The organism is Gemmiger sp. An194 (genome assembly GCF_002160145.1).
Classification (GTDB): Bacteria; Bacillota; Clostridia; order Oscillospirales; family Ruminococcaceae; genus Allofournierella.
The window spans coordinates 22,811-42,029 of record NZ_NFKA01000024.1; the positions used below are offsets into that span (position 1 = coordinate 22,811).

The window sequence follows — 19,219 nt, forward strand, 5'->3', positions numbered from 1 at the left end:
TACAAAGAGCAAGAAGATTCTTACGTAAATGAGAAAAGGGGCTGTTGCAAAACGAAAGTTGCGCAACAGCCCCTTTTGTTTTGACATCACAGCCACACTCTTACGGCAAACCCGCCTTTGAAAAAACAGGTGTTCGTGTAATGTCCGTCTGGTGGACAAAGGTGGCGCAGAACTCCTTTGTCCACACAAGCTCTCATCAATCCCACCAGAAATACCAGACAGTTGACTGCCGCAGCACATCGGCCAGAGTGCCCACGGTGGCGTCCTGCGGGCCTTGGTCAATCACATCTGGGCAGAAGCCGTACAGCTCCACCGCCACATCTATGGCCTCTTTCTCGGAAACAGGAGCCGGGAGCAGAAACTCCAACTCGTCATGGCTCATGGCAGCGGGCACCGCCCCATGCTGTTCAAACCAACATTTCGCAACTGCCATTAATTCCGGCGTGTTAGGACATTCATTCCAGCCACCAAAGGGCAGATAGGCAAAAATCTCCCAGGGGTTCTTCACAGGGATTTTAGCCAGAATGAGAGGATATGTCATCTTATTATCGGAGTTCCAGTAGCTTGAAAAACGACGGTTCTCATATCCGCCTTCCATCTCGCCCAGGATCTCCTCAACCCAATCCATATCGTCATCCTCGGCTTCTTCTTTGCGCTGCCCAATCATTTCCTCCAGAACTGCTTTACTGTTCTTGATGGGGGCGGAGAGCATTTCCTTTCGGTATGCGGCAACTTTGTCCGGGTCGAAAGCATAGCCGTCCTCGCCATCGCTGTCCGGATCGGAATTTAGAATCAGGCATTCCCACAGGATTTCGTCATCCGCCTTAATCAGAACCGGCACAAAGCCCTCCTTGACACTTTCCCGTTTGGCGTAGTTGTATGCCGACATAATGGGGTCATCATCCGTCATTGAGGGAAAATAAGTACATTCACAGTCCAGATATTCCATCATAGCTTTAGCAAGGTCCGAAGGCTCCAGAGTGGCCTCATTGAAACTCTGTCCCTGCCAGTTGGCAAACCGCTTTTCCATGACTTTTGCCATAGCCTGATAATAGTTTTCATCGAACGGGATGAACAGATAGGCTTCATCCTGGAACTTATCGGAATAATATTGCTCCGAGCCGAAATATTCCAAGGCATAGTTGTCAATGTCGCTGGGGAAGTACGGACTGTCCGCCTCGCCATAATAATATCCGGCAAAGGCTGCGCCCTCCTTGTTGAACAGAGCCCCAAAGAGCTGCCCTTTCAGCTGGTCCCGGATGAAGCCACGCAGATCAGCGCGGCTCAGATCTGCCATAAACAGCTGCACCTGCTCCCAGTACCGCTCCATAAATTCCGCGCTCATCAGATCATGCTCCATGCACCAGCGCAGATAGATTGCCATGTGGTTGTAGGCATTGATCTCGTCCACCGGCAGGCCCTTTTGCTGAATGGTTTCCAGATGCCAGTCGGCATCGTCCATATCGTCGGTGAACTCCTCTGCAAGCGTTCCTCTGGTGATGGCATTCTGGCGGGTGGGGTTGACCACAAAACTGATGCCTGCCATCTTTTCCAGCAGAGCGTCCACGTCATGCTCCATCTTATACTCTATTTCATTACGATAGAGCGGGATCACTTGATAGAAGTTGACCTCCTCGCCGCTGGGCAAAGTGCAGACTTCTCCTCCGTTCCAGACAACATCCTGCGGGCCTACCAGAAGTGCGCCGCAGAGTGCCGTGTTCTCCGCAAATGGCGACTGCTTGTCCATTGTATGGCCAAAGCCCAACCAGGTATCGTTGGAAATGGGCAGGCGGGCCAACACTTTCAAGAGGCCAATGGGCCAGTACCACCGCTCATCCTTCAGGGATTCCTCATCCAGTTTCCAATCCGGCGGCAGAGCGATGGCCAGTTCCGCCCGCTCCAGCTTGTATTCCTCCAGCTCCTTCGGCACATTCATCCGGTGAGCACCCATCCCCATCGTTACCAGTGTGTAATAATCCCGCTCTTCAGAAGGAGGAACAATGCAGATGTCCACATGGATGTCGGGAGAAACCAGCTCATGGAATACATTCTCAAACTCACCAAACATGTTTTTGATGTGCTGCTCTATCGCAGACATCTCATCCTCCGAATAAACCTCAGGCTCACGCTTGTCCGCCGAGGACCAGATGGCATCCGCCTTTGTACCGTCCGGATTCAGAAAAATCTGAAAATACTGATCGTCTCCCGCCTGCTGATAGACAAGACTGATGCGACGGTTCTGCTCCACGAAGACTGCAACCAAAGTCCCCTCCGATTCCCCTTCCGGGGTGTGGAGCAACCATTCCCCGCTGTCCAACCGTTCTTTGAGCTGCCGCAGCCAGTCCGTTCCCATTTTGGAGAGTCCGGCTTCGTTCATACGGAAGGAAAGATCCACAAGATGTTCCTTCACCATGTATCGAAATTCGCAGCAGGGTGAATTTTTCTCATAGCCATACTTCTCCGGGTGGAACAGCTCATAAAATTCGGCAAGACCTGCTTTGTCTACTCGGATACACGCCAGAGCATATTGTTTCCCATCCGCATCCTCGTCCAGTCCCTGCTGGAGCGTTTGGTCAGCATCCGGGTTAATCCAGTGGTATTCCATCTGCTCCAGAGTCGCGCCGGATTCGATCTCCTGCTGCAAGGTCAGGAACTCATAATCACCGGGTTCCAGTTTCAACCCTTGTTTAACAGCATCCAGCGCGCCAGCTTTGTCACCAAAATGCGCTCTCAATTTCCCCACCTGCAGCCAGATCCAGGGGTAGTCCGGCTCTTCCTGAGCACCCTTCTCCGCATAGTTGAGCGCTTCTTCCAGCCTGCTGCAGTACATCAGCGCCACAGAATACCGATAGTACCAGGTAGCACAGCCTGTGGCTTTTTTCTCAGAATCCTTCATCCACTGGGCTGCCTGATAATAATGGATATAGTCATCCAGATTAAGGCAGGCAAAAGCGTACCAGAGGGCGATCTGCAGATCCTGGTGGGCCTGCTTTTCGGTGAATCTTCCTTCTTCAATGCCAGTTTTGATGAAATCCTCCAGCCATTGGAGCATTCTCCAGAAGTAGCCGGAGATTCCGTCATCATAAGATTCCAGTGTTTCAATATCCTCTGTCGAGAGCAGGGAGCCAGTTTCCTCATGAATATCAGGCTCCGGTTCTTTCTCGTCCAGTAGCGGCACACCGCCCACATCCCGCCGAAATGCGTGGAAGTGAGCATAGGGCAGGTCGCTTCCCTCAAAGAATGCCTGTGCCGCTGTTAGTACAGCGGGCAGATCCCAGGCGATAAAATCCAGATACCCATAGTACAGACCGGTCGCCCCACCCAGGAAGGTCACGGCTTCCGCTCCTGCCTCCTGCAGAATGGCATCTCTCAAATCATCCCGGAAGTCCAGAATGGCTTTGCTTCGCTCCTCTCCGGTAAATCCATCCAATGGGTAGCAAAGGAACCCCGCTGCGATGCCATCCCTGTGGTACTCATCCACCGCATCGCTGCGGGCAGTCAGATAGTCGTTGATGAGCACTGGCAGACGGCAGCTTCCAGTATAGACATCCAACCGCCAGTCGGCCTCCGGGTCCTCCACCGGTTCCAGCTCGTAGGTAAGATAGCTGTTCTCCAAATAGTCGCTGCTATCCCTCCAAAGGGAGAGTCCCATGCTCTGCAGCAACTCCGGCAGCTGGGTAAGGCGCATGGCCGGTTCGTCTTTCGGCTGAGCATAAACATCAAACCCGGCAACAAAGGCGATCGCGGAAACTTCTCCGATGGTTTGATCCACCAGCATAGAGAGCGCCCACCAGACCTTGTCGGTGTCCTCTTTCAGGATTGGTGTCAGCTTTTCACAGCAAAGGACCAGACTCACCCGTTGATCGTCGGTTTTCTCGGCCCACATCTGCACATCCTCAGCCCGAACCTTGATCTCTCCAGCCCGCAGCTCGAACCCCTCACAGGGCTGACGGCCTACCCTTATATCCCAATGCTCCAGCACCGATTCCGGGGCCTGCTTCTGGAAGTACACAAGCGGGAACAGCCGAGACCGAAGGCCCTCCGGACTGAGGATCAATTCATACTTTTCGCCATTGAAACCCAGCTCAAAAGAAGTATCACGCAGGGCCGGCTTGAGCGCATTTCCACATTTTTCAATCAGTTCTTCGCCGCGCTGGCGCGTTTCGTCGGTATCCGTGATTTGACGCAGCTCCGCCTCAATCTGAGCAAAGGCCGCCCACGCTTCCTGCGTTCTTTCCCGGAAGTTCTTTTCAAACCGGGGCAGAGACAAACGGCGGCGGCAATCGTCTATGTACTCCTGGGTATCTTTGTCGCCCGGGCGGGCTTTCAAGGCCTTTTCAAAGTAACGCAGGGCGGGGCCTTCCTCATCCAGATAGTAATAGGCCGAAGCAATTCGATAATTCCAGCAGTGATCTTCGGCAAAATACTCCTCATGGGGGGCCAGAAGTTCCAGCGCCTTTTCAAAAGGCTCCCGTTCCCCTATGCCTGCAACGGCGATATATGCCTTGGCCAGTTCACTGTCCAGTTCCGGGGCGCGCTCCTCAGCGGGAATCGCTTCCAGGGCATCGATCACCTTCTGCACCTCGTCCTGCTCAAACCAGAGCTGGCATTGTTTCAACAAATCCATATCCGTACCTCCTTTATTTCGGCTTTCTATACGGTTGTTCTTTCACCGTAAATCATCGTTCAAATATCCCAATCTATGAAATCTTCACGGTTCCATACAAAGTGCTGATACAGGCATTTCAAATTCCTCTGTTCATCCCGGGAAAGCTTTATCCCGTTTTCATACCGCAAAGTATCGGCATACAGGATAAAACCATCCACTTTCCCTGATGAAGCCCGAAACTCACCGTTTCCAATAACGGCTATATCGCCACATTCAAATGTAACCGAAGAAGAAGTGGTGTGGATTTTCGTAATTGCTTCGATCATCTGGGAATATCACCTCTCATCTCCGGGCGCTACCATTCTCCACCCGGATGTCTGCACCCGGATCACAGGGCGGAAAAAGTCATAGTCATTGTGGATCTCATTATCTTCCCGAACCTCCGGTTTACAGTGAGGGGAACAGGGCAAATATCCCAGCAAAGGACCCATGCCACCGCAGATATTGCAGCCGCCGTCGCCGCCGCAGGTGGTCAATATTTTCCCGTCTACCAGCTCCCGCTTATAAGGGTCATAGGCAATAGACAGGCCAAAGAAGTTTGCCTGCTCCATGTCGTATGGCTTGCCCTGGTCTTCCTCGCTTTCAAAGTGATGCAGATGCATGGAGTAGTCCAGTCCATCCCCCCATGGAAACAGGGTACGGCATCCACCTCCGCACAGATAGGCCCACTCATCCGGCGTGGGAAGGCTGGCTGCCAGCTCCCATAACAGGGATCGCTGAAACTCCGGGTAGGTCATTGGATGGCACAGCCACGCTCGCCAACTATCACCATTTCGTTCAAAGCGAACAGTTTCATGTATCTCAAAACTCTGGCTGTTCTGGCCTGCCCATTTCTGCAAGTTCTCCAGCCAGTCGGGGTGGGCGGTGATGCGTAGATCGTTCATGGGTACGCTTTCCCAACCGATCTCCTCCAGTTTTCTGCCCACGAACATGGGGCCGATGGTCACCTGGCGTACTGGAGTCATTCCCTGCCGGAGAAATTCCTCCGCAGTGCCCTCGTATTCGATTTCCGCAAAAGTATCCGCCAGTTCCTCCTGGTTGGCCTTATCCATCCCTTGGACAAAGCTCTCCCAGCCAAGAATCACGGTATCGCCGGGGACAAAGACAAACTCCCGGCCACCTTTTTCAAACAGACCGGTGGTGCAGCTTTGTCCCCAACGGGAAAAGGCGTACAGTTCCTTGAATGTCAAATGATAACGAGTCGCCAGCGTCTGCATCAGCCAGAGCTTATCGGACAGTTTCAGTGCATTAAATTGTGGGCGAAATAGTTTTTCCTTCATAGCAGCGCACCTCACAGCAAGTCCACTTCGATGCCGCACCGCTCCAGAATGGGCAGCACCTGTTCCGGCTTGGAGGACATGAGAGTAATATGTTTGAGATTGGGGAACTGGCGCAGTTCCGCCTCAGTAATGGTATTAAGATCAAAGGCTCCATCTTCGCCATCCCAGAACGGACAGAGCTGGGTATAAATCTCGCTGCCGCCATCCATCTCGATTTCTGTGACCTCCGGGGCCAGCCGCTCCGGGACAGGGTATTGTTCCAGCCACTTCCGAATCTCTGGGATGGATTCATACCCTTCCGCGTCAATGTCGATCTTGCGCCGGCTATACTCTCTGGCAAACTCACGGGCATCCAGTTTAGGCACCAGTAAGCCTTTCTCGTACATCAGGACTTCCATGACCGCGAGCTTGAAGTTGAAGGTATCAAAGTGCAGCACTGGTTCCGTCGGTTTGGACAACTTGTATTTCTGTGCTTTCGCCGCCTTTTTCTCTGGCTCTTTCCAGCTGATCTGTACCATGGCGGAGAGGGCCTCCAGCTTTGCTTTCTGCGCTGACTGCTCCTCCGGAACAGGCCCCGGCAAGCGGGTATAAACGGTAAAGCCGCCTAATTTGAGGGTATGGGCAAATCCGGCGAAATCCTTCCAGCCGGCCTCCCGGTAGTCCCTGGACCCGATCCAAACCGCTCCGTCAAATGTCTGCCGGACCGCATACTCTCCCTGTGCCGCTACCCGGACACCAAGGGTTTTGATGGTCTGCTCATCTTCATCCAACCAGCCCTGGAGTCCAAGTTCGTCCCACAAAGCAAGTGCCTGGGTATAGGGACTCTCTCGGCCTGTAATGGGGCTTTTCCGTGTTCCATTTTGCAGGACAATGCGGGCGGACCCCAGCTTTTCCGCAAGTTGCGACAGGGTAAACGGCGGCGTAAATACCGACCCCAGGATGGTCAGGCTGTCTTTTTTGAGAATGATTTTTCGCTCCGTGGCCTTGGGCGGTAGAGAGGCGGGCAGATTCGGATACACTTCTTTGTACTCTCGCCATTCCAGCTTTTTGGGCTTGTTTGCTGTCCGAAGGAACCCCCAGAAGTCGATGGGATAACGAAACACCGGCCCAACCCTATCCCGCCGGGTGACGATCACCACCGTGCCATCGGTGAGTATTCCAATGTGCTGCATTTTCTCCCCGCCGAACATTCCCGGACGGATACGCAGCACTTCACGGGTGTTCCTATTGATAAGCTGGGCAAAGTCATCGGAGAGGATCTCGCCGTTCCCCTGCACCAGCAGCCAGTCCCCGGTAAACCAGCGCAGTTTCAGTCCCTCGCCCATTCCGGGCAGCGGGGCAATGCGGCACCGCCCGGTGTCCATGTCCAGTTCCAGCAGGCATTCTTCCATTCTCCCCTTGCCGCTGACTGCGTGGATCATGGTAATGCGGCCTGTGCCGGGAACGGGAACGGCCTCGGAGAGATGGTCGTATCCATTCAGAGAGAAGGTGTGTTTTGTTACCTTGCCGTTTTCCCAGCGGTAAATCTGCCCCTTGTACCACTCGTTGGAAAAGTAGACCCGGCCCAGACCGTCTGTCGTAATGCCGCAATGGTATTTGGTGCTCCATCCATCTTCCGGCAGAATCCAGTTTTTCACATCCTGGCAGGTGCCCCGGTCAGTCAGTTCGATCCGTGTGGCGTTGCTGGGATCACCCACCCAGAGGGAATGGTCAGCCCAGCAAAGGGTGCGGGGCGGGCCGTCATATCCAATGGGGGACGGTTCGGCCCAGTTGAGCGTGGCTGGATTCTTGCTCAGTAATGCCCGGCCAATCGTCCCGCTGCCAGCGGCTCTGGACGCGGCATAAAGTTCATGTTCCGGGGAATAGGTAAGGCACCCAAGTTGCGGCAAGCTGCGGGCGCGGGTCACCTGGGGCGGACGCTGGCGCAGATCGGCCACGCAGCCGTTTTTCCATTCTTCTGTATCCTGGTTTTTCCATTCGCCCGCCGCAAAATCACCCGCCAGGGAGTTGAAGAAATAATCGTACTCATCCTGAAGTATGTACTCCTCGCAGGGCATCAGCTTCCCAGGGTCCTGCTCCTTGGCATGGTCGCCCCATTTTCGCCCTTGCTGTTTCATCAGGTGGCAATATTGCCCCTGCTTTTTGCAGTAGCGTTCCCATTCGTTGCGTTCTTCTTCTGGGATCAAGGCAAACAGATACTCGTCCTCATCGTCCAGGTTATACAACGCCCAGCCGAAGGCAGAGAGTTCCTGCCCCAAGGCCGCCGCTCCTTTTTCATGGGGCAATTTCATATATTGGATGCCGATGGCGTCAAAGCGTTCATCCAGCAGCGCCGGGACCTGTGCGCCCCATTTCCCTCGAAGTTCCGCCAGAGTGTCCTGTACGGCTCCGTCAAATTTTAGAATGTCCAGCGCATCGGATATGATTTGTGCCCAGTCTGGCATGAAAGTACCCCCTTTTTAGTGCCTCAAAGTTTGCTGCTCAGCCGCTTGACTGGCGCAGACATTACATCTGGAAAATGCTTACACAGAATCTCTGTAATAAGGTCATTGCAAGAAACGGCTTGAGATTACCTGCTGCAATCTCAAAATATTGAGAATAGCCCCAATCCAACTCATCTTCTCCGCACCAAAAGTTGAGAAGTTCTGCCCCCAGATCCATCCGCTGACTGGATAGGGATTTCCATGGAATCTGTGACCGCAGATACTCCTGAACCTCTCTGAGCTGTTCTGCGGCAATGCGCTGATGGGCATAATCCCACACATTCTTAAAATAGGTATCCAGTTCTACATAGCCAGAAAAGAGGATGCCGCAATCAATCTTGGAAAATATCTCCACCATACAAAGGATGCGCCGCCGGTGAAACGCCTCCATTTCCCGTTCCAAGGCCTCAGCCTGAATCATTTCGTGTTTCTCTATACAGGCATAAGCTTCATTTTCTGGTATCTGGAACGCTTCATCTACTTTTTTGGCTATGGTAAACATCTGGATTTCATCGGCATTCTTGCGCTTGCGTAGGTCATCCCAACTGCCTCGCTCCCATTTATCCTCTTTTGAATAACAAGCAGAGCATATCGCCTGTGCCGGGTCAATTTCTCTCGTCAAACAGTAAGGACAAAGAATTTTCGCATTCTCACACAATCTGATCGGCTCCTTTATATTATTCCATGTCCGCTTCTATTTCTTCCGCTTCCGACAAGCCATATACATCCGTTGGCGTATCCCCTGAAAACTCAACCATAAGTCCAAATGGCTCCCCCACAGGAAGGGTACAAATCTCAAAGTGCAGGCCCCATTCTGTCTCATCATAAAACAGAAATTGCGGCTGCTCGGCGGGAATCTCCGTTTCGGGGAATGGAGCGCGCTGCAATCCAAACTTCTCAGGGCTTTTACCAATCTGCGCCTGAATCTCATGCTCCGCTTTTGAAAGATACTCCCGCCAGTTTTGAAGCACAGAACGGATAAAATCCAGGTTTGCCGACTGAAGTTCAGATGTGTTCAAAATAATGGAAAACAGGATCTCTGTGTCTGCGATTCTTCCAGTCCAGCAGTGGATGGTCCCTGGTCCTTTCTGAAAGGTCAGTGCTCCCAATCCCAAATCGGAATGTTCAAAAAACTGTTCCATATCATTCTTGCCCCAATCCCCAGGTTACAGCGACAGCCATGTGGTCAAAGCACTAATTTCCTCCCGCAGCAATCCGGATTTCCCAGCGGCGACAAAGGCTTTTTGGATACTGCCATAGCGCTGCCCGGAGCGGTCTACCAGCTGGAGCGCGGCTGCCTCCAGACCGGGAATTGCCAGCACAGCATCTGCCAGCGCCTGGGCGGAGAGTTTATCCCCGATCAGAGAGGCGGCAAAGTAGCGCAAATGGCTGTGAGAGAGGGCGGACAAATCGCTGAGTTTATGCAGTTCATAGAGTTTCAGGGCATAAAGGGAAGGAAGCCCATCCAGAGCCGGTAGTTTCTGCACAGCTGGTAGTGACTGGAGATAGAGTTTCTGAAGCCGGGTCGCTGGAGTCAGGAAAGGGGCAAGATCTTCCGTTTTCCGCATTTCCTCCAAATGGAGATAGGTAATGCTGGTGAGAAGTGGGGTAATGTCGCCATTCTTTTCTCCACGCAGGTGGAGAACACGCAGGCCGGGGAGAGAAACATTGTCCCAGGAAACAGGGGCCGACAGCCATAGGGACAGTGTATGAAGCTGCTTTAGCCCGGAGAGAACTTCTACACCCTCACACTTTTCCATTAGGGTCAGTTCCTCCAGATTGGGATAATCTCGCAGGAAGGACAGATTCACCTTCCGCTCTCCTGTCACAGACAGACACCGTACCGCATCTGGTTTTAGTCCATTCAGATCAATCTTTTCTCCGCCGCGCCAGAAAACTGCGGTGCAGTATGCCTGTTCCATTTTGCTTCTCTCCTTATTCCTCAAACTCGCCCTCAATCATTCCATTAAGATATTTTCCGGGATCAGCAATAAATTCCTCCCATTTGGCTAACGGATGAAACTCCTTATGCTCAATGTCCAGATACCAGAGTTTCTTATCTCTGGGACTCCACAGCAGCAAATAGTCGCTGTAATTGTCCATTTTCGCCATAAGGGAGAGCAACTTTTTCCGTTTCCAGGTCATCTCCTGTAAATCCATGTAGGGGTACAGTTCCACCCATTTCACCAGTTCCCGCTCTGGAAATTCCAGACGCAAGGGGCCGGTCTTTAAGTATTCCACCAGCTTGGCAGGCAGCTTGTAAGGCATGAGTTGACGCGCCTTTTCCTGTTCGTTATGCCATTCCTCCGGCTCCAGAGCTTTTAAGTAGGCGGCCATTTCCTGATTTTTGTTCTGTACTGCCACGGTGTAGGGCCGGTCACCGTATTTATCCGGGATGGTGATGTCTGCACCCTGTTCCACAAGCCAGCGCACCATAGAAAAATCGTTGTGCCGTGCAGCTTCAGTGACAGGAGTCGAAGCGTAGGGAAACACCATATCTGGCTTGTGATAGTTGATGTCCGCCCCGTTTTGAATCAGATACTCCACCAGCAGCTGATTTCCATGGCTCGCCATACTGCGCAGGGCTTCACCGCCGTATTGTTTCAAATCCATGCCCATCCTTTTCAAAATGGGGAGTACATTAGGCTCATCCCGATCCACCAAGTGGAGAAACAGCCTGCATATATCCCTTTGCGTTGCGGGGATTCTGACTCCCACATCTACCAAAAAGGAAAACAGGGTCAGGTCTTGACTGCGCAGGGAACCACAAAGCAATTCTTCCGGGTTATGGGTCAAATCTGCTCCGCATTCGATCAGGAGCTGTACCATGTCCATCCGATTTTCCAGTACAGCCAATTCCAGCGGAGAGGCTTCGCCATCCCGCGGCCACTCTCCAATCATTACCTGATAGCACTGCGGCTCATTGGGAGAATGCCCTGCATGAAGCAAGGAACGAATCGCCTCTATGTCACCACTTTTGATGGCAGCCATCATGGGAGGTACATTTGAATAGCTTACTTCACTCATCCGAATTCTCCTGACATTCTATTGAAAAATTTCCGAATACCGTTCTTTCAGTTCCTCTGAAGCTGCTTCCACCACTTTCTGACCACCCTTGGCGCTGGCTTTGCCCCAGATCACATAGCAGACCGTTTCCCATGCGTATTGCAGCACTTCCTCCGGGCTGGCTTCTGTTTCTTCGGCGGGTTCCTCGTCATCATCGTCATCCTCGTCGGAGGAAAAACCGCTTGGAACGATCTCGGACAGGTGGATTTTTGCCTCCCGCAGAGCGTCCAGGCTTTCTGCATTTTCCATCCACGCGGTATAGTCCTTGGAATACTTCATGTTCTGCATGGACAGCACCCCACGGACAAATACAGGGACGGTATCGGCGGTAAATCCGAACTGTTTCACATACTCCCGGAGGAATTTTTCCTGTAAGTGGGAGTGCTCATCATCGCAGAGATCGAGATAATCCCATACCAGCTGCCGCCACTCTTGCCCCAGCATTCCCAGGGCGAACACGGCAAAACTTCCGGGGAGCGCACACTGCTCATCGCTGAGATTGGTATACTGCTCATATTGCCGCATGGCAAGCCGGGCGTACCGTTCCATCAGGGGGTGGAGACCGGGGTACTGCGCGGCACAGGCAAAGAGCTGGTTTACTCCCTTTTTAGGCAGGCCTGTGATGGGCAAATACCTCTTTTCCGGTCCTTTGAACTCCACCGCATAGCTTCGGGGAAAATCCTCCTGCTCCAGAACCTCACACAGGTAATTCAGCACTTCACGGCAGCATTCCTCGGTGTTGTCTCTAGCCGTAATGCGGATCACGGCAAAGGCATCGTTGGCCGATGCGGTGAAGTGCTCTGTTTTCCTCTTTTGCAGAGAGATCGGCAGCCTGCCGGTTCCATGTTCTTTCAGCTTTTTCACCATATCAGGACGGACTTTCTCTACCAATCCAAAGAGGTAATTGGTGTCCAGATACTGAAAATCCATACCATACACTTTATAGCTCACTGCCACATAGCAGGCGAAACGCAGCAGCGGCTCCGGGACCTCCTCTGCACGGATACCTGGTTTCAGGGAATACTCCCGATCCCAGAAGCGATCATCTTCATCGCCTGTTACAACAAAATACTTCTCTTGTAGCTCCCGTTTCAGCATATCAAGTAGATGGTGGTCAATTTCACCCCAGCGGCTCTGGCGGCGCAGGTTTTCGCTGAAGGCGATGGCCTGTTCCGCATCGAGCGTTTCAGCCCGCTGCGCTTCGGTCCATTTTCTCACCAGAGCGTGCACCTCAAAGGGTGCGCCTTCGCTGCTGACCACTACCGGCGGCCAAAGGGAATCAAGCCGCGTGATTCTCCCGTCAATGGCATCCTGGATGCACTGGTCAAAGAGCGGTTGCAGTTCCTCCTGTACCTCGAGCTTCATCCAGTAACAGCGCCCGTCCGCACTATTTCGTTTTGGTAAATTCATATCAGGCACCTCTTTCCGAACAATAAAAAATGCCCTGCGACACCCTGTCACTTGGACAGGCTGACGCAAGGCATAAAAAGGCCGCACAGACCCGAGACCTGTTTTCCAAGGCCCCGTGCTCAATGATATTCTGCTGTCTTTCGTGTCCGTTTGGACATAGGAACCCACCGCTATACATCTGCTTTCACCTGCCGCGCATCCTCTTTTGCACGCTCCATCTCGTCCACCAGAGCCCTGACCTGGAATTCCACCATATCTTCCGCCACCTCCGGAAACAGGAAGGGCATGGTGTCCGGGATGGCCTTGTGCACCATCATCATGGCTAGAGCCAGATTACCGAACAGCCGTGAGTCAATACTGTCTGTGGGGAGGCCAAAGATGGAGAGCAGTTTCCCATAAAAACTGACCTGATCCTGTCGGAAAGCCTGAAAATTCTCCTCGGAAAGGCAACGGCGTACTTGCTGCTCCTCTTCAATGGACAAAACAGCGACTCCGCTTTTGGCTCCGTAGCAGCAGTTTTTCAGGAAGGTCTCCACGCCCGCCCGCCAACTGAGCGTCGGGTCTTCCATCAGCTGACGGGCGTAGTCTAACAGTCTGGGCTGCTGATATCGCAGGGCGTAGAGCACCAGTTCCTCCTTGGATGAGAAGAAACTGTAGAAGAAGGTCTTGGAGATCCCTACTTTTTTGCAGAGGACATCAATGCTGCTATGAATCAGCCCCCGGTCCGCGATACACTGGATCATGGTGACCATCAGGGCTTCCTTTACCTGCGCCCTCTCCTCATCGGAGTACGCCTTTCTTGCCACAAGCTGTCACCTTCTCATATAAAGTATAAAATCAAAAAATAGTCTTTATTTGTATTATAGCGAAACTCTATTGAAATGCAAGACTGTTCAAAAAAATAAGTCTCCCAGTGCACCGCACTGAGGGCACAGCAGGCTGCGTTCAAGTATGCCAAAAAGCAGCTGTGTGACACCGCTTCCCTCGACGCTGTCTCCATACTCCTTTTCCTGTGTTCACAGCGCGGCATCCTGCAAAGCAATGCTTTCGCCACCCTGTGTTCTGTATTTTAAGTTTCAATTAAGTTTCAGGGAATATGATAATGCTGTTCTCAAGCGAACAATCCACAATGAGAAAGGAACCTTCCCATGAAAAAGCAGCTACTTGCAATGGTTACCGCCGGTGCACTTCTGCTTTCCGCAACCGCCTGCGGCAAAAGCGAAAGTGAACAAAGTGTCACGGTCAGCCTTGCAGAACAGACCTTTACCGGCACGGTCAACGCCATCAGTGCCGATGAAATTTCCTTGACCACAGAAGACTCCGGTACGGTGATCATTCCCCTTTCCCCTGACACCGTATTTCAGCAAGGACAGCCCAGCATGGGCGGTCAGGCTCCCGGTGGCTCTGCTCCCGACGGCGAAGCTCCGCCGGACGCACCGGACGGTGCAATGAGCAATGGCGAAACTCCTCCGGCTGCACCAGACGGCGCAGCTTCCGGCGAGGCGAACGCCCCTGATATCCCGGATGGCGCCGTTTCCGGAGGGGAAGAACCTCCCGCTATGCCGGAGAACGGAACAACTTCCGGGCAGACTCCTCCTGAAATGCCGGAAGGCTCGGCCCCCGCAGACATGGCGCAGCCCTCCCTGAGCTATGAGGATATTTCCCAGGGCGATACGGTAACCGTGGAAGTGGGCGATGATGGTATTGCCACATCAGTCACCCTTTCCGGCGGCGGGCCCGGCGGTGGCGGTATGGGCGGTGGTATGGGTGGCCAGTCCTCTGCACTGGACAGTTATGACGCTGCCAGTGAATATACCGAGGATTCCGAGGTTTCCAACAGTCAGCTGTCCTCCACCGGAACCGATGAAAATGCCGTTCTGCTTGCCACAGAGGGCGTGACCGCTCAGCTGAATAATGTGACCATCACCCGCCAGTCTGACAACAGCACCGGCGGCGACAGCTCCAGCTTTTACGGCGTGGGTGCTGCAGCTCTGGTGACAGACGGAACACTGGTCATCTCCGACAGTACCATCACCACCGATGCCGCAGGCGGCGCAGGCGTCTTTTCCTATGGCGACGGTATCGCGTATGTGTCCGACACCTCCATCACCACTGCACAGAACACCTCCGGCGGTATCCATGTGGCCGGTGGCGGCACCCTCTACGCCTGGGATCTGAGCGTGGTGACCGAAGGCGAATCCGCCGCGGCCATTCGTTCCGACCGGGGCAGCGGCACCATGGTGGTGGATGGCGGCAGCTACACCTCCAACGGCACCGGCTCACCCGCTGTTTACAGCACGGCGGACATCACCATCCACAACGCCGCACTGTCCGCCACCGGCTCCGAAGCCATCTGTATTGAAGGACTCAATACCATCCGACTCTTTGACTGCGACCTCTCAGGAAACATGAGCGATCTGGAGCAAAATGACTGCACCTGGAACGTGATCCTCTACCAGAGCATGTCCGGCGACTCTGAGGTCGGCAACAGCACCTTTGAAATGGTGGGCGGCAGCCTTACCGCAGAAAACGGCGGTATGTTCTACACCACCAATACCGAATCCACCTTCGTCCTCTCCGATGTGGACATCACTAACGCCGCCGACAGTGAATTTCTGCTGCGCTGCACCGGAAACGCCAACGACCGCGGCTGGGGAACCACCGGGGCCAACGGCGCAGACTGTCACTTCACCGGCATCCAACAGACGCTGGAGGGTGATATCATCTGGGATTCCATCAGCTGTCTGGACTTTTATCTCACGCAGGGCAGCACGCTTACCGGTGCTGTGCTTCAGGATGAAAGCTATGCCGGCAATGGCGGCGACGGATATGCCACTCTCTATATCGATTCCGACAGCACCTGGGCAGTCACCGGTGACAGCACTCTGACGAATCTTCAGTGTGCAGGAACCATTGTGGACACCGCCGGGAATTCCGTATCAGTCGTGGGAACGGATGGCACCGTCTATGTGACCGGTACCAGTGATTTCACCATTACGGTGGAAACCTATTCCGACAGCGCGGATCTTTCCGGCGCATCCACCGCAGAAACTTGGAGCGACTACGAAGTGTCACAGTTCTGATCCCCCAAGCAGCAGCGTTGTGAACAAAAGAATACCCTGCTTGCAAAAAACTCCCTCCCCTTTCATTCCGCAGGAATGGATCGGGGGGGGGAGTTTTCTGTTTTGCGTCCTGTTGCTTCTTTCTTTTCTGTGCAGCTGCGTTATGGCTTCATCAACATATATCATCTTGCCTGACCGTATGAACCAAAACGCGGGCAGCATCAATCTTTTTTCAAGAGACAAATTTCAAATGACCGGTTACGAAATATCTCTGGGCAGAGCATAGCGTACGAATTGCAATTTCACCATCGATTCCCCCGCCACTGCCAACGATGAACCGAAAGCCGCCGAACGGGCTCTGAATAAGCAGGTGGCAGGCGAAGGCGCTGTACTGCTGAAACATGCCGACGGTTATCTGCCCACACCCTCTTCACAATTTTGCAGCCTGCCAGTGGATGCAGGTTTTTATCCTGTTGGCAATGTATGCCCGGTCCCTTTCGGCATAGAACTTTAGCGGTTCCTCCAGTACAGCAGTTATTTCGGCAACCGTAAAAGTCCATTGCAATTGGGGACCGTAGAGGGATCTGGCCGCCCGGACCTGTCGTGTGAATGTTGTGTTCAGCGGCTGCGCCCGCAGCAGCTTCATGTGGGAATGAGGTTCAATATCCATGGGATAGTCGCGCACATTGGAAAGAAGTCCCGCACCAAAGTCAAAAATGGGACAGTAGTCGAACTTCTCTCCTCTGCGCAGAACAGCAATATTATTCAGATGGCGATCCTCGTTGCCAAACAGCATATCCCCTTCAAACAACAACGTGAGATAGTTTCCAAACTGCTCCAATTCGGTGAGGCGTATCGTTTGTTCCACCATCCAGCGAACCTTCCCGGCGAGGTTAGGCTGTCGGGCTACAACACCTTGCCAGTCTGGTCCAACGCCTTTGCGAAACAAGTCAGCAAGGGTCAGGATGCTTTCCCCGGGCATCAGAAAGTTGGGGCTGGAACAGCCATTCCGAATCCGTTGATGCACGTTCATCCGCTCCATACAGTAAGTCACATAGCGGAAGCCCAGTTCTTCTATGTTAGACTGCTGCAACAATTGGGAGGTTACGGTTTCCGCCAACCCTTCATATCCAAATAGGTCAAGTTTGTACCAACGGTCATTTTCCAGCCACTTTTCCTGATTTCCCTTGGAGGACGTTTCTGCAATGCGATTTCCGGTCACTAATCTGACTGCCATCTTACCCCTCCACAATCTTAATCCAGCAGGAATCTTCTGCCATGCGGCCGGCAGTCTTGCGGATGATCTCCATCGGATCGTATTTCTCTATCCCCAGCTGTGCCAGATAGTATTTCAATCCATCCCGCTGCCGCGGAATACAGCGAGATTCCAAAAAGGTCATAAAGTCCTCCCAATTGGGTGTCTGGTTGACCCCAAACGCGGTTGAAAGAATATCGTCCGTCTCATTTTCGATAACCAACCGCCGGGAGGTCCGATCCAGGCAGATTTTGGTGCAAAGAGTCTCCCCATCATAGTAGTGAAGAATCAATAGATCGTGCTTTTTTTCTCTCGTCTCATTGATAAAGGAATGATATTCTCCCGTGCCAGCTCTGCGGATGGTAATACATTCGCCGTCAAATTGCAGAATGACATCACGGCTATTCTCCATAACACCCAGTTGTTTGGCCCATACAGGGGGCAGCACTACACGATAGCTTTTTCCTTCTGGCCCAGCTGTCCCACCAGCCTTGTTGATGAGAATTTTTGCCCGCCGTTCTTCCAGCGTCATACCAGCATCACCTCTTCGAAAACATTATACTTATTGGACACCAACAAATCAATATTTTCCACACTTGTGAGAACAGGAAACGGGAGCTCCCCCTTTTGCAGATAAAGAAAGGCGTGATGCATAACAATGATTTTGTGGTATAATGAAAAGCAGAAGGGAGGGGCCGAGATGGACTGGATTTTGCTGAACAAAGACACTCCCTTTCTGGAATTCTCTACCCAAGAAGATGAATTTGGCGATGTGATGGCTTTAGAAAGGACCTGGTTTTCGTCTTTGCGCCCCATTGGCTATAAATCTCTTCTGAGCTTTTTGGAGGGGCGGCGCGCTCCCAAGCACCGAAAGCATATCGAGCAGCTTCTGGCACAATATGGGTGCCGCACATTGGACGGTTTTCTGCAGGTCAGTCATACGCTTTCACTCAACGATACCTTTTGGGTAAAACAGGCGGATTCCCAGTTGTGCTGGCGAGATGTCTCCCTGTATCAGAATGACTTTGATGAGATCATTGCCGAGGCTGCGTTGAACGGCTCCTTCAGCGAACAAAGCCTTTCCTCCTCCCCCTCACCGGAATTTACCACGGACGGATACTATGCCAAGTGCTGGAAGCGAGAATTGGACGGTATTTACCTCTATAAGGCCGGCAGCGCCACCTATGAGCTGGAGCCGCTGTCGGAATATCTGGCTGCTCAGATTTCCAGCATCCTGTGCCCCGATGCAGTTCCATATGATATGCGATTCCATCATGGAAGACTGGTATCTACTTGTCCCCTGTTCACCAGTGAATCCATCGGCCTTGCCAAAACAGCTGCCATTACCCGTGAAGAGCGGTCTATCTCCAGCCTGCTGGAGTATTTTCGTTCCATCGGCAGCGAGGATGCCTTTCGCCGCATGATGATTCTGGATGCCATTATCCTGAATATGGACCGGCATCCGTGTAACTTCGGTGTTTTGTTTGATACGGATACCATGCAGGTGAAAACTATAGCCCCGGTATTTGATAACAACCGCAGCTTGCTGTTCGATCTGGATGCCGACCAGTTAAACCATGCTGAACGTTATATTGCTCGGCTGACTCCACGGCTCGGATCTGACTTTATCGTCGCTGCGAAAGACTTAATGACGGATGAGATTCGTAATGACCTGAAAAACCTGCATGGTTTCGCGTTCCGGGAGCATCCGCAAATCCCAGTGGCAGATAATCGTCTGGAGAAGCTGAGCGGTGTTGTGAACGGACAGATACGGCAGTTGATTTGATACATTGTAAAAGAGGAGCCTGCGCAGCCAATTATGGCCCTGCGCAGGCTCCTCTTTCGTTTATATAAGGTTCTTCATCTCATAAAAAATCCCATACCAATAAACTTGGTTTCTGGTTAGTGCTGTGGCCTTATTCGGGTCGGGCGAAACTAACCTTCAAGTGTCGGGAGTTCGCAGCCACACCTAGTCGGAAAAGATAAAGCCACTA

At 52.7% G+C, this 19,219-nt stretch carries 14 protein-coding genes; 2 read left to right on the forward strand and 12 right to left on the reverse strand.

The window, feature by feature from the left end:
- Nucleotides 1-196: 196 nt before the first annotated feature.
- From B5F28_RS12765 to B5F28_RS12810, 10 genes are all read right to left on the reverse strand, one after another.
- The gene (locus B5F28_RS12765) at nt 197-4,627 is read right to left on the reverse strand and encodes a suppressor of fused domain protein (RefSeq protein WP_087296251.1); all 4,431 of its coding nucleotides are present in this window, start codon (nt 4,625-4,627) and stop codon (nt 197-199) included.
- Between the two features lie 59 nt (nt 4,628-4,686).
- On the reverse strand, nt 4,687-4,935 hold the full coding sequence (locus B5F28_RS12770; protein ID WP_087296252.1) for a hypothetical protein: 249 nt from the start codon (nt 4,933-4,935) through the stop codon (nt 4,687-4,689).
- A gap of 9 nt (nt 4,936-4,944) precedes the next feature.
- Nucleotides 4,945-5,949 (reverse strand): hypothetical protein, encoded by a 1,005-nt coding sequence (locus tag B5F28_RS12775; RefSeq protein ID WP_087296253.1) that lies wholly within the window; start codon nt 5,947-5,949, stop codon nt 4,945-4,947.
- 11 nt (nt 5,950-5,960) lie between these two features.
- Nucleotides 5,961-8,393, reverse strand: coding sequence for a DUF6892 domain-containing protein (locus B5F28_RS12780; RefSeq protein ID WP_087296254.1), 2,433 nt, complete (start codon nt 8,391-8,393; stop codon nt 5,961-5,963).
- A gap of 61 nt (nt 8,394-8,454) precedes the next feature.
- Nucleotides 8,455-9,090 carry a hypothetical protein gene (locus tag B5F28_RS12785; protein WP_247643489.1) on the reverse strand — a complete coding sequence of 212 codons (636 nt, stop codon included), beginning with the start codon at nt 9,088-9,090 and terminating at the stop codon, nt 8,455-8,457.
- 19 nt (nt 9,091-9,109) lie between these two features.
- Nucleotides 9,110-9,574: a hypothetical protein gene (locus B5F28_RS12790; RefSeq protein ID WP_087296255.1), complete on the reverse strand. Its 465-nt coding sequence runs from the start codon at nt 9,572-9,574 to the stop codon at nt 9,110-9,112.
- 24 nt (nt 9,575-9,598) lie between these two features.
- Complete coding sequence (locus tag B5F28_RS12795; RefSeq protein WP_087296256.1) at nt 9,599-10,354, reverse strand: hypothetical protein; 756 nt, start codon at nt 10,352-10,354, stop codon at nt 9,599-9,601.
- Between the two features lie 13 nt (nt 10,355-10,367).
- Entirely contained in the window at nt 10,368-11,459 is a 1,092-nt protein-coding gene (locus tag B5F28_RS12800) for an ankyrin repeat domain-containing protein (RefSeq protein WP_206423087.1), read from the reverse strand.
- Between the two features lie 18 nt (nt 11,460-11,477).
- Nucleotides 11,478-12,908: a DUF6138 family protein gene (locus B5F28_RS12805; RefSeq protein ID WP_164474892.1), complete on the reverse strand. Its 1,431-nt coding sequence runs from the start codon at nt 12,906-12,908 to the stop codon at nt 11,478-11,480.
- Nucleotides 12,909-13,078: 170 nt separating this feature from the next.
- Nucleotides 13,079-13,714, reverse strand: coding sequence for a TetR/AcrR family transcriptional regulator (locus tag B5F28_RS12810; RefSeq protein ID WP_087296257.1), 636 nt, complete (start codon nt 13,712-13,714; stop codon nt 13,079-13,081).
- Nucleotides 13,715-14,056: 342 nt separating this feature from the next.
- Between B5F28_RS12810 and B5F28_RS12815 the strand changes: the two genes are divergently transcribed.
- Entirely contained in the window at nt 14,057-15,991 is a 1,935-nt protein-coding gene (locus tag B5F28_RS12815; protein ID WP_087296258.1) for an autotransporter outer membrane beta-barrel domain-containing protein, read from the forward strand.
- Between the two features lie 409 nt (nt 15,992-16,400).
- On the opposite strand, the gene B5F28_RS12820 is transcribed toward B5F28_RS12815, so the two are convergent.
- Nucleotides 16,401-17,207, reverse strand: a complete 807-nt coding sequence (locus B5F28_RS12820) for a hypothetical protein (RefSeq protein ID WP_087296259.1) — start codon at nt 17,205-17,207, stop codon at nt 16,401-16,403.
- Nucleotide 17,208: 1 nt separating this feature from the next.
- Nucleotides 17,209-17,757 (reverse strand): AbrB/MazE/SpoVT family DNA-binding domain-containing protein, encoded by a 549-nt coding sequence (locus B5F28_RS12825; protein ID WP_087296260.1) that lies wholly within the window; start codon nt 17,755-17,757, stop codon nt 17,209-17,211.
- 168 nt (nt 17,758-17,925) lie between these two features.
- Between B5F28_RS12825 and B5F28_RS12830 the strand changes: the two genes are divergently transcribed.
- On the forward strand, nt 17,926-19,011 hold the full coding sequence (locus tag B5F28_RS12830) for a HipA domain-containing protein (protein ID WP_087296263.1): 1,086 nt from the start codon (nt 17,926-17,928) through the stop codon (nt 19,009-19,011).
- The last annotated feature ends 208 nt before the right edge of the window (nt 19,012-19,219 follow it).

Coding starts and splice junctions, on each gene's coding strand:
- B5F28_RS12765 (WP_087296251.1), bottom strand. CDS start 4,627: ATGGATTTGTTGAAACAATGCCAGCTCTGGTTTGAGCAGGACGAGGTG.
- B5F28_RS12770 (WP_087296252.1), bottom strand. CDS start 4,935: ATGATCGAAGCAATTACGAAAATCCACACCACTTCTTCTTCGGTTACA.
- B5F28_RS12775 (WP_087296253.1), bottom strand. CDS start 5,949: ATGAAGGAAAAACTATTTCGCCCACAATTTAATGCACTGAAACTGTCC.
- B5F28_RS12780 (WP_087296254.1), bottom strand. CDS start 8,393: ATGCCAGACTGGGCACAAATCATATCCGATGCGCTGGACATTCTAAAA.
- B5F28_RS12790 (WP_087296255.1), bottom strand. CDS start 9,574: ATGGAACAGTTTTTTGAACATTCCGATTTGGGATTGGGAGCACTGACC.
- B5F28_RS12795 (WP_087296256.1), bottom strand. CDS start 10,354: ATGGAACAGGCATACTGCACCGCAGTTTTCTGGCGCGGCGGAGAAAAG.
- B5F28_RS12800 (WP_206423087.1), bottom strand. CDS start 11,459: ATGAGTGAAGTAAGCTATTCAAATGTACCTCCCATGATGGCTGCCATC.
- B5F28_RS12805 (WP_164474892.1), bottom strand. CDS start 12,908: ATGAATTTACCAAAACGAAATAGTGCGGACGGGCGCTGTTACTGGATG.
- B5F28_RS12815 (WP_087296258.1), top strand. CDS start 14,057: ATGAAAAAGCAGCTACTTGCAATGGTTACCGCCGGTGCACTTCTGCTT.
- B5F28_RS12820 (WP_087296259.1), bottom strand. CDS start 17,207: ATGGCAGTCAGATTAGTGACCGGAAATCGCATTGCAGAAACGTCCTCC.
- B5F28_RS12825 (WP_087296260.1), bottom strand. CDS start 17,757: ATGACGCTGGAAGAACGGCGGGCAAAAATTCTCATCAACAAGGCTGGT.
- B5F28_RS12830 (WP_087296263.1), top strand. CDS start 17,926: ATGGACTGGATTTTGCTGAACAAAGACACTCCCTTTCTGGAATTCTCT.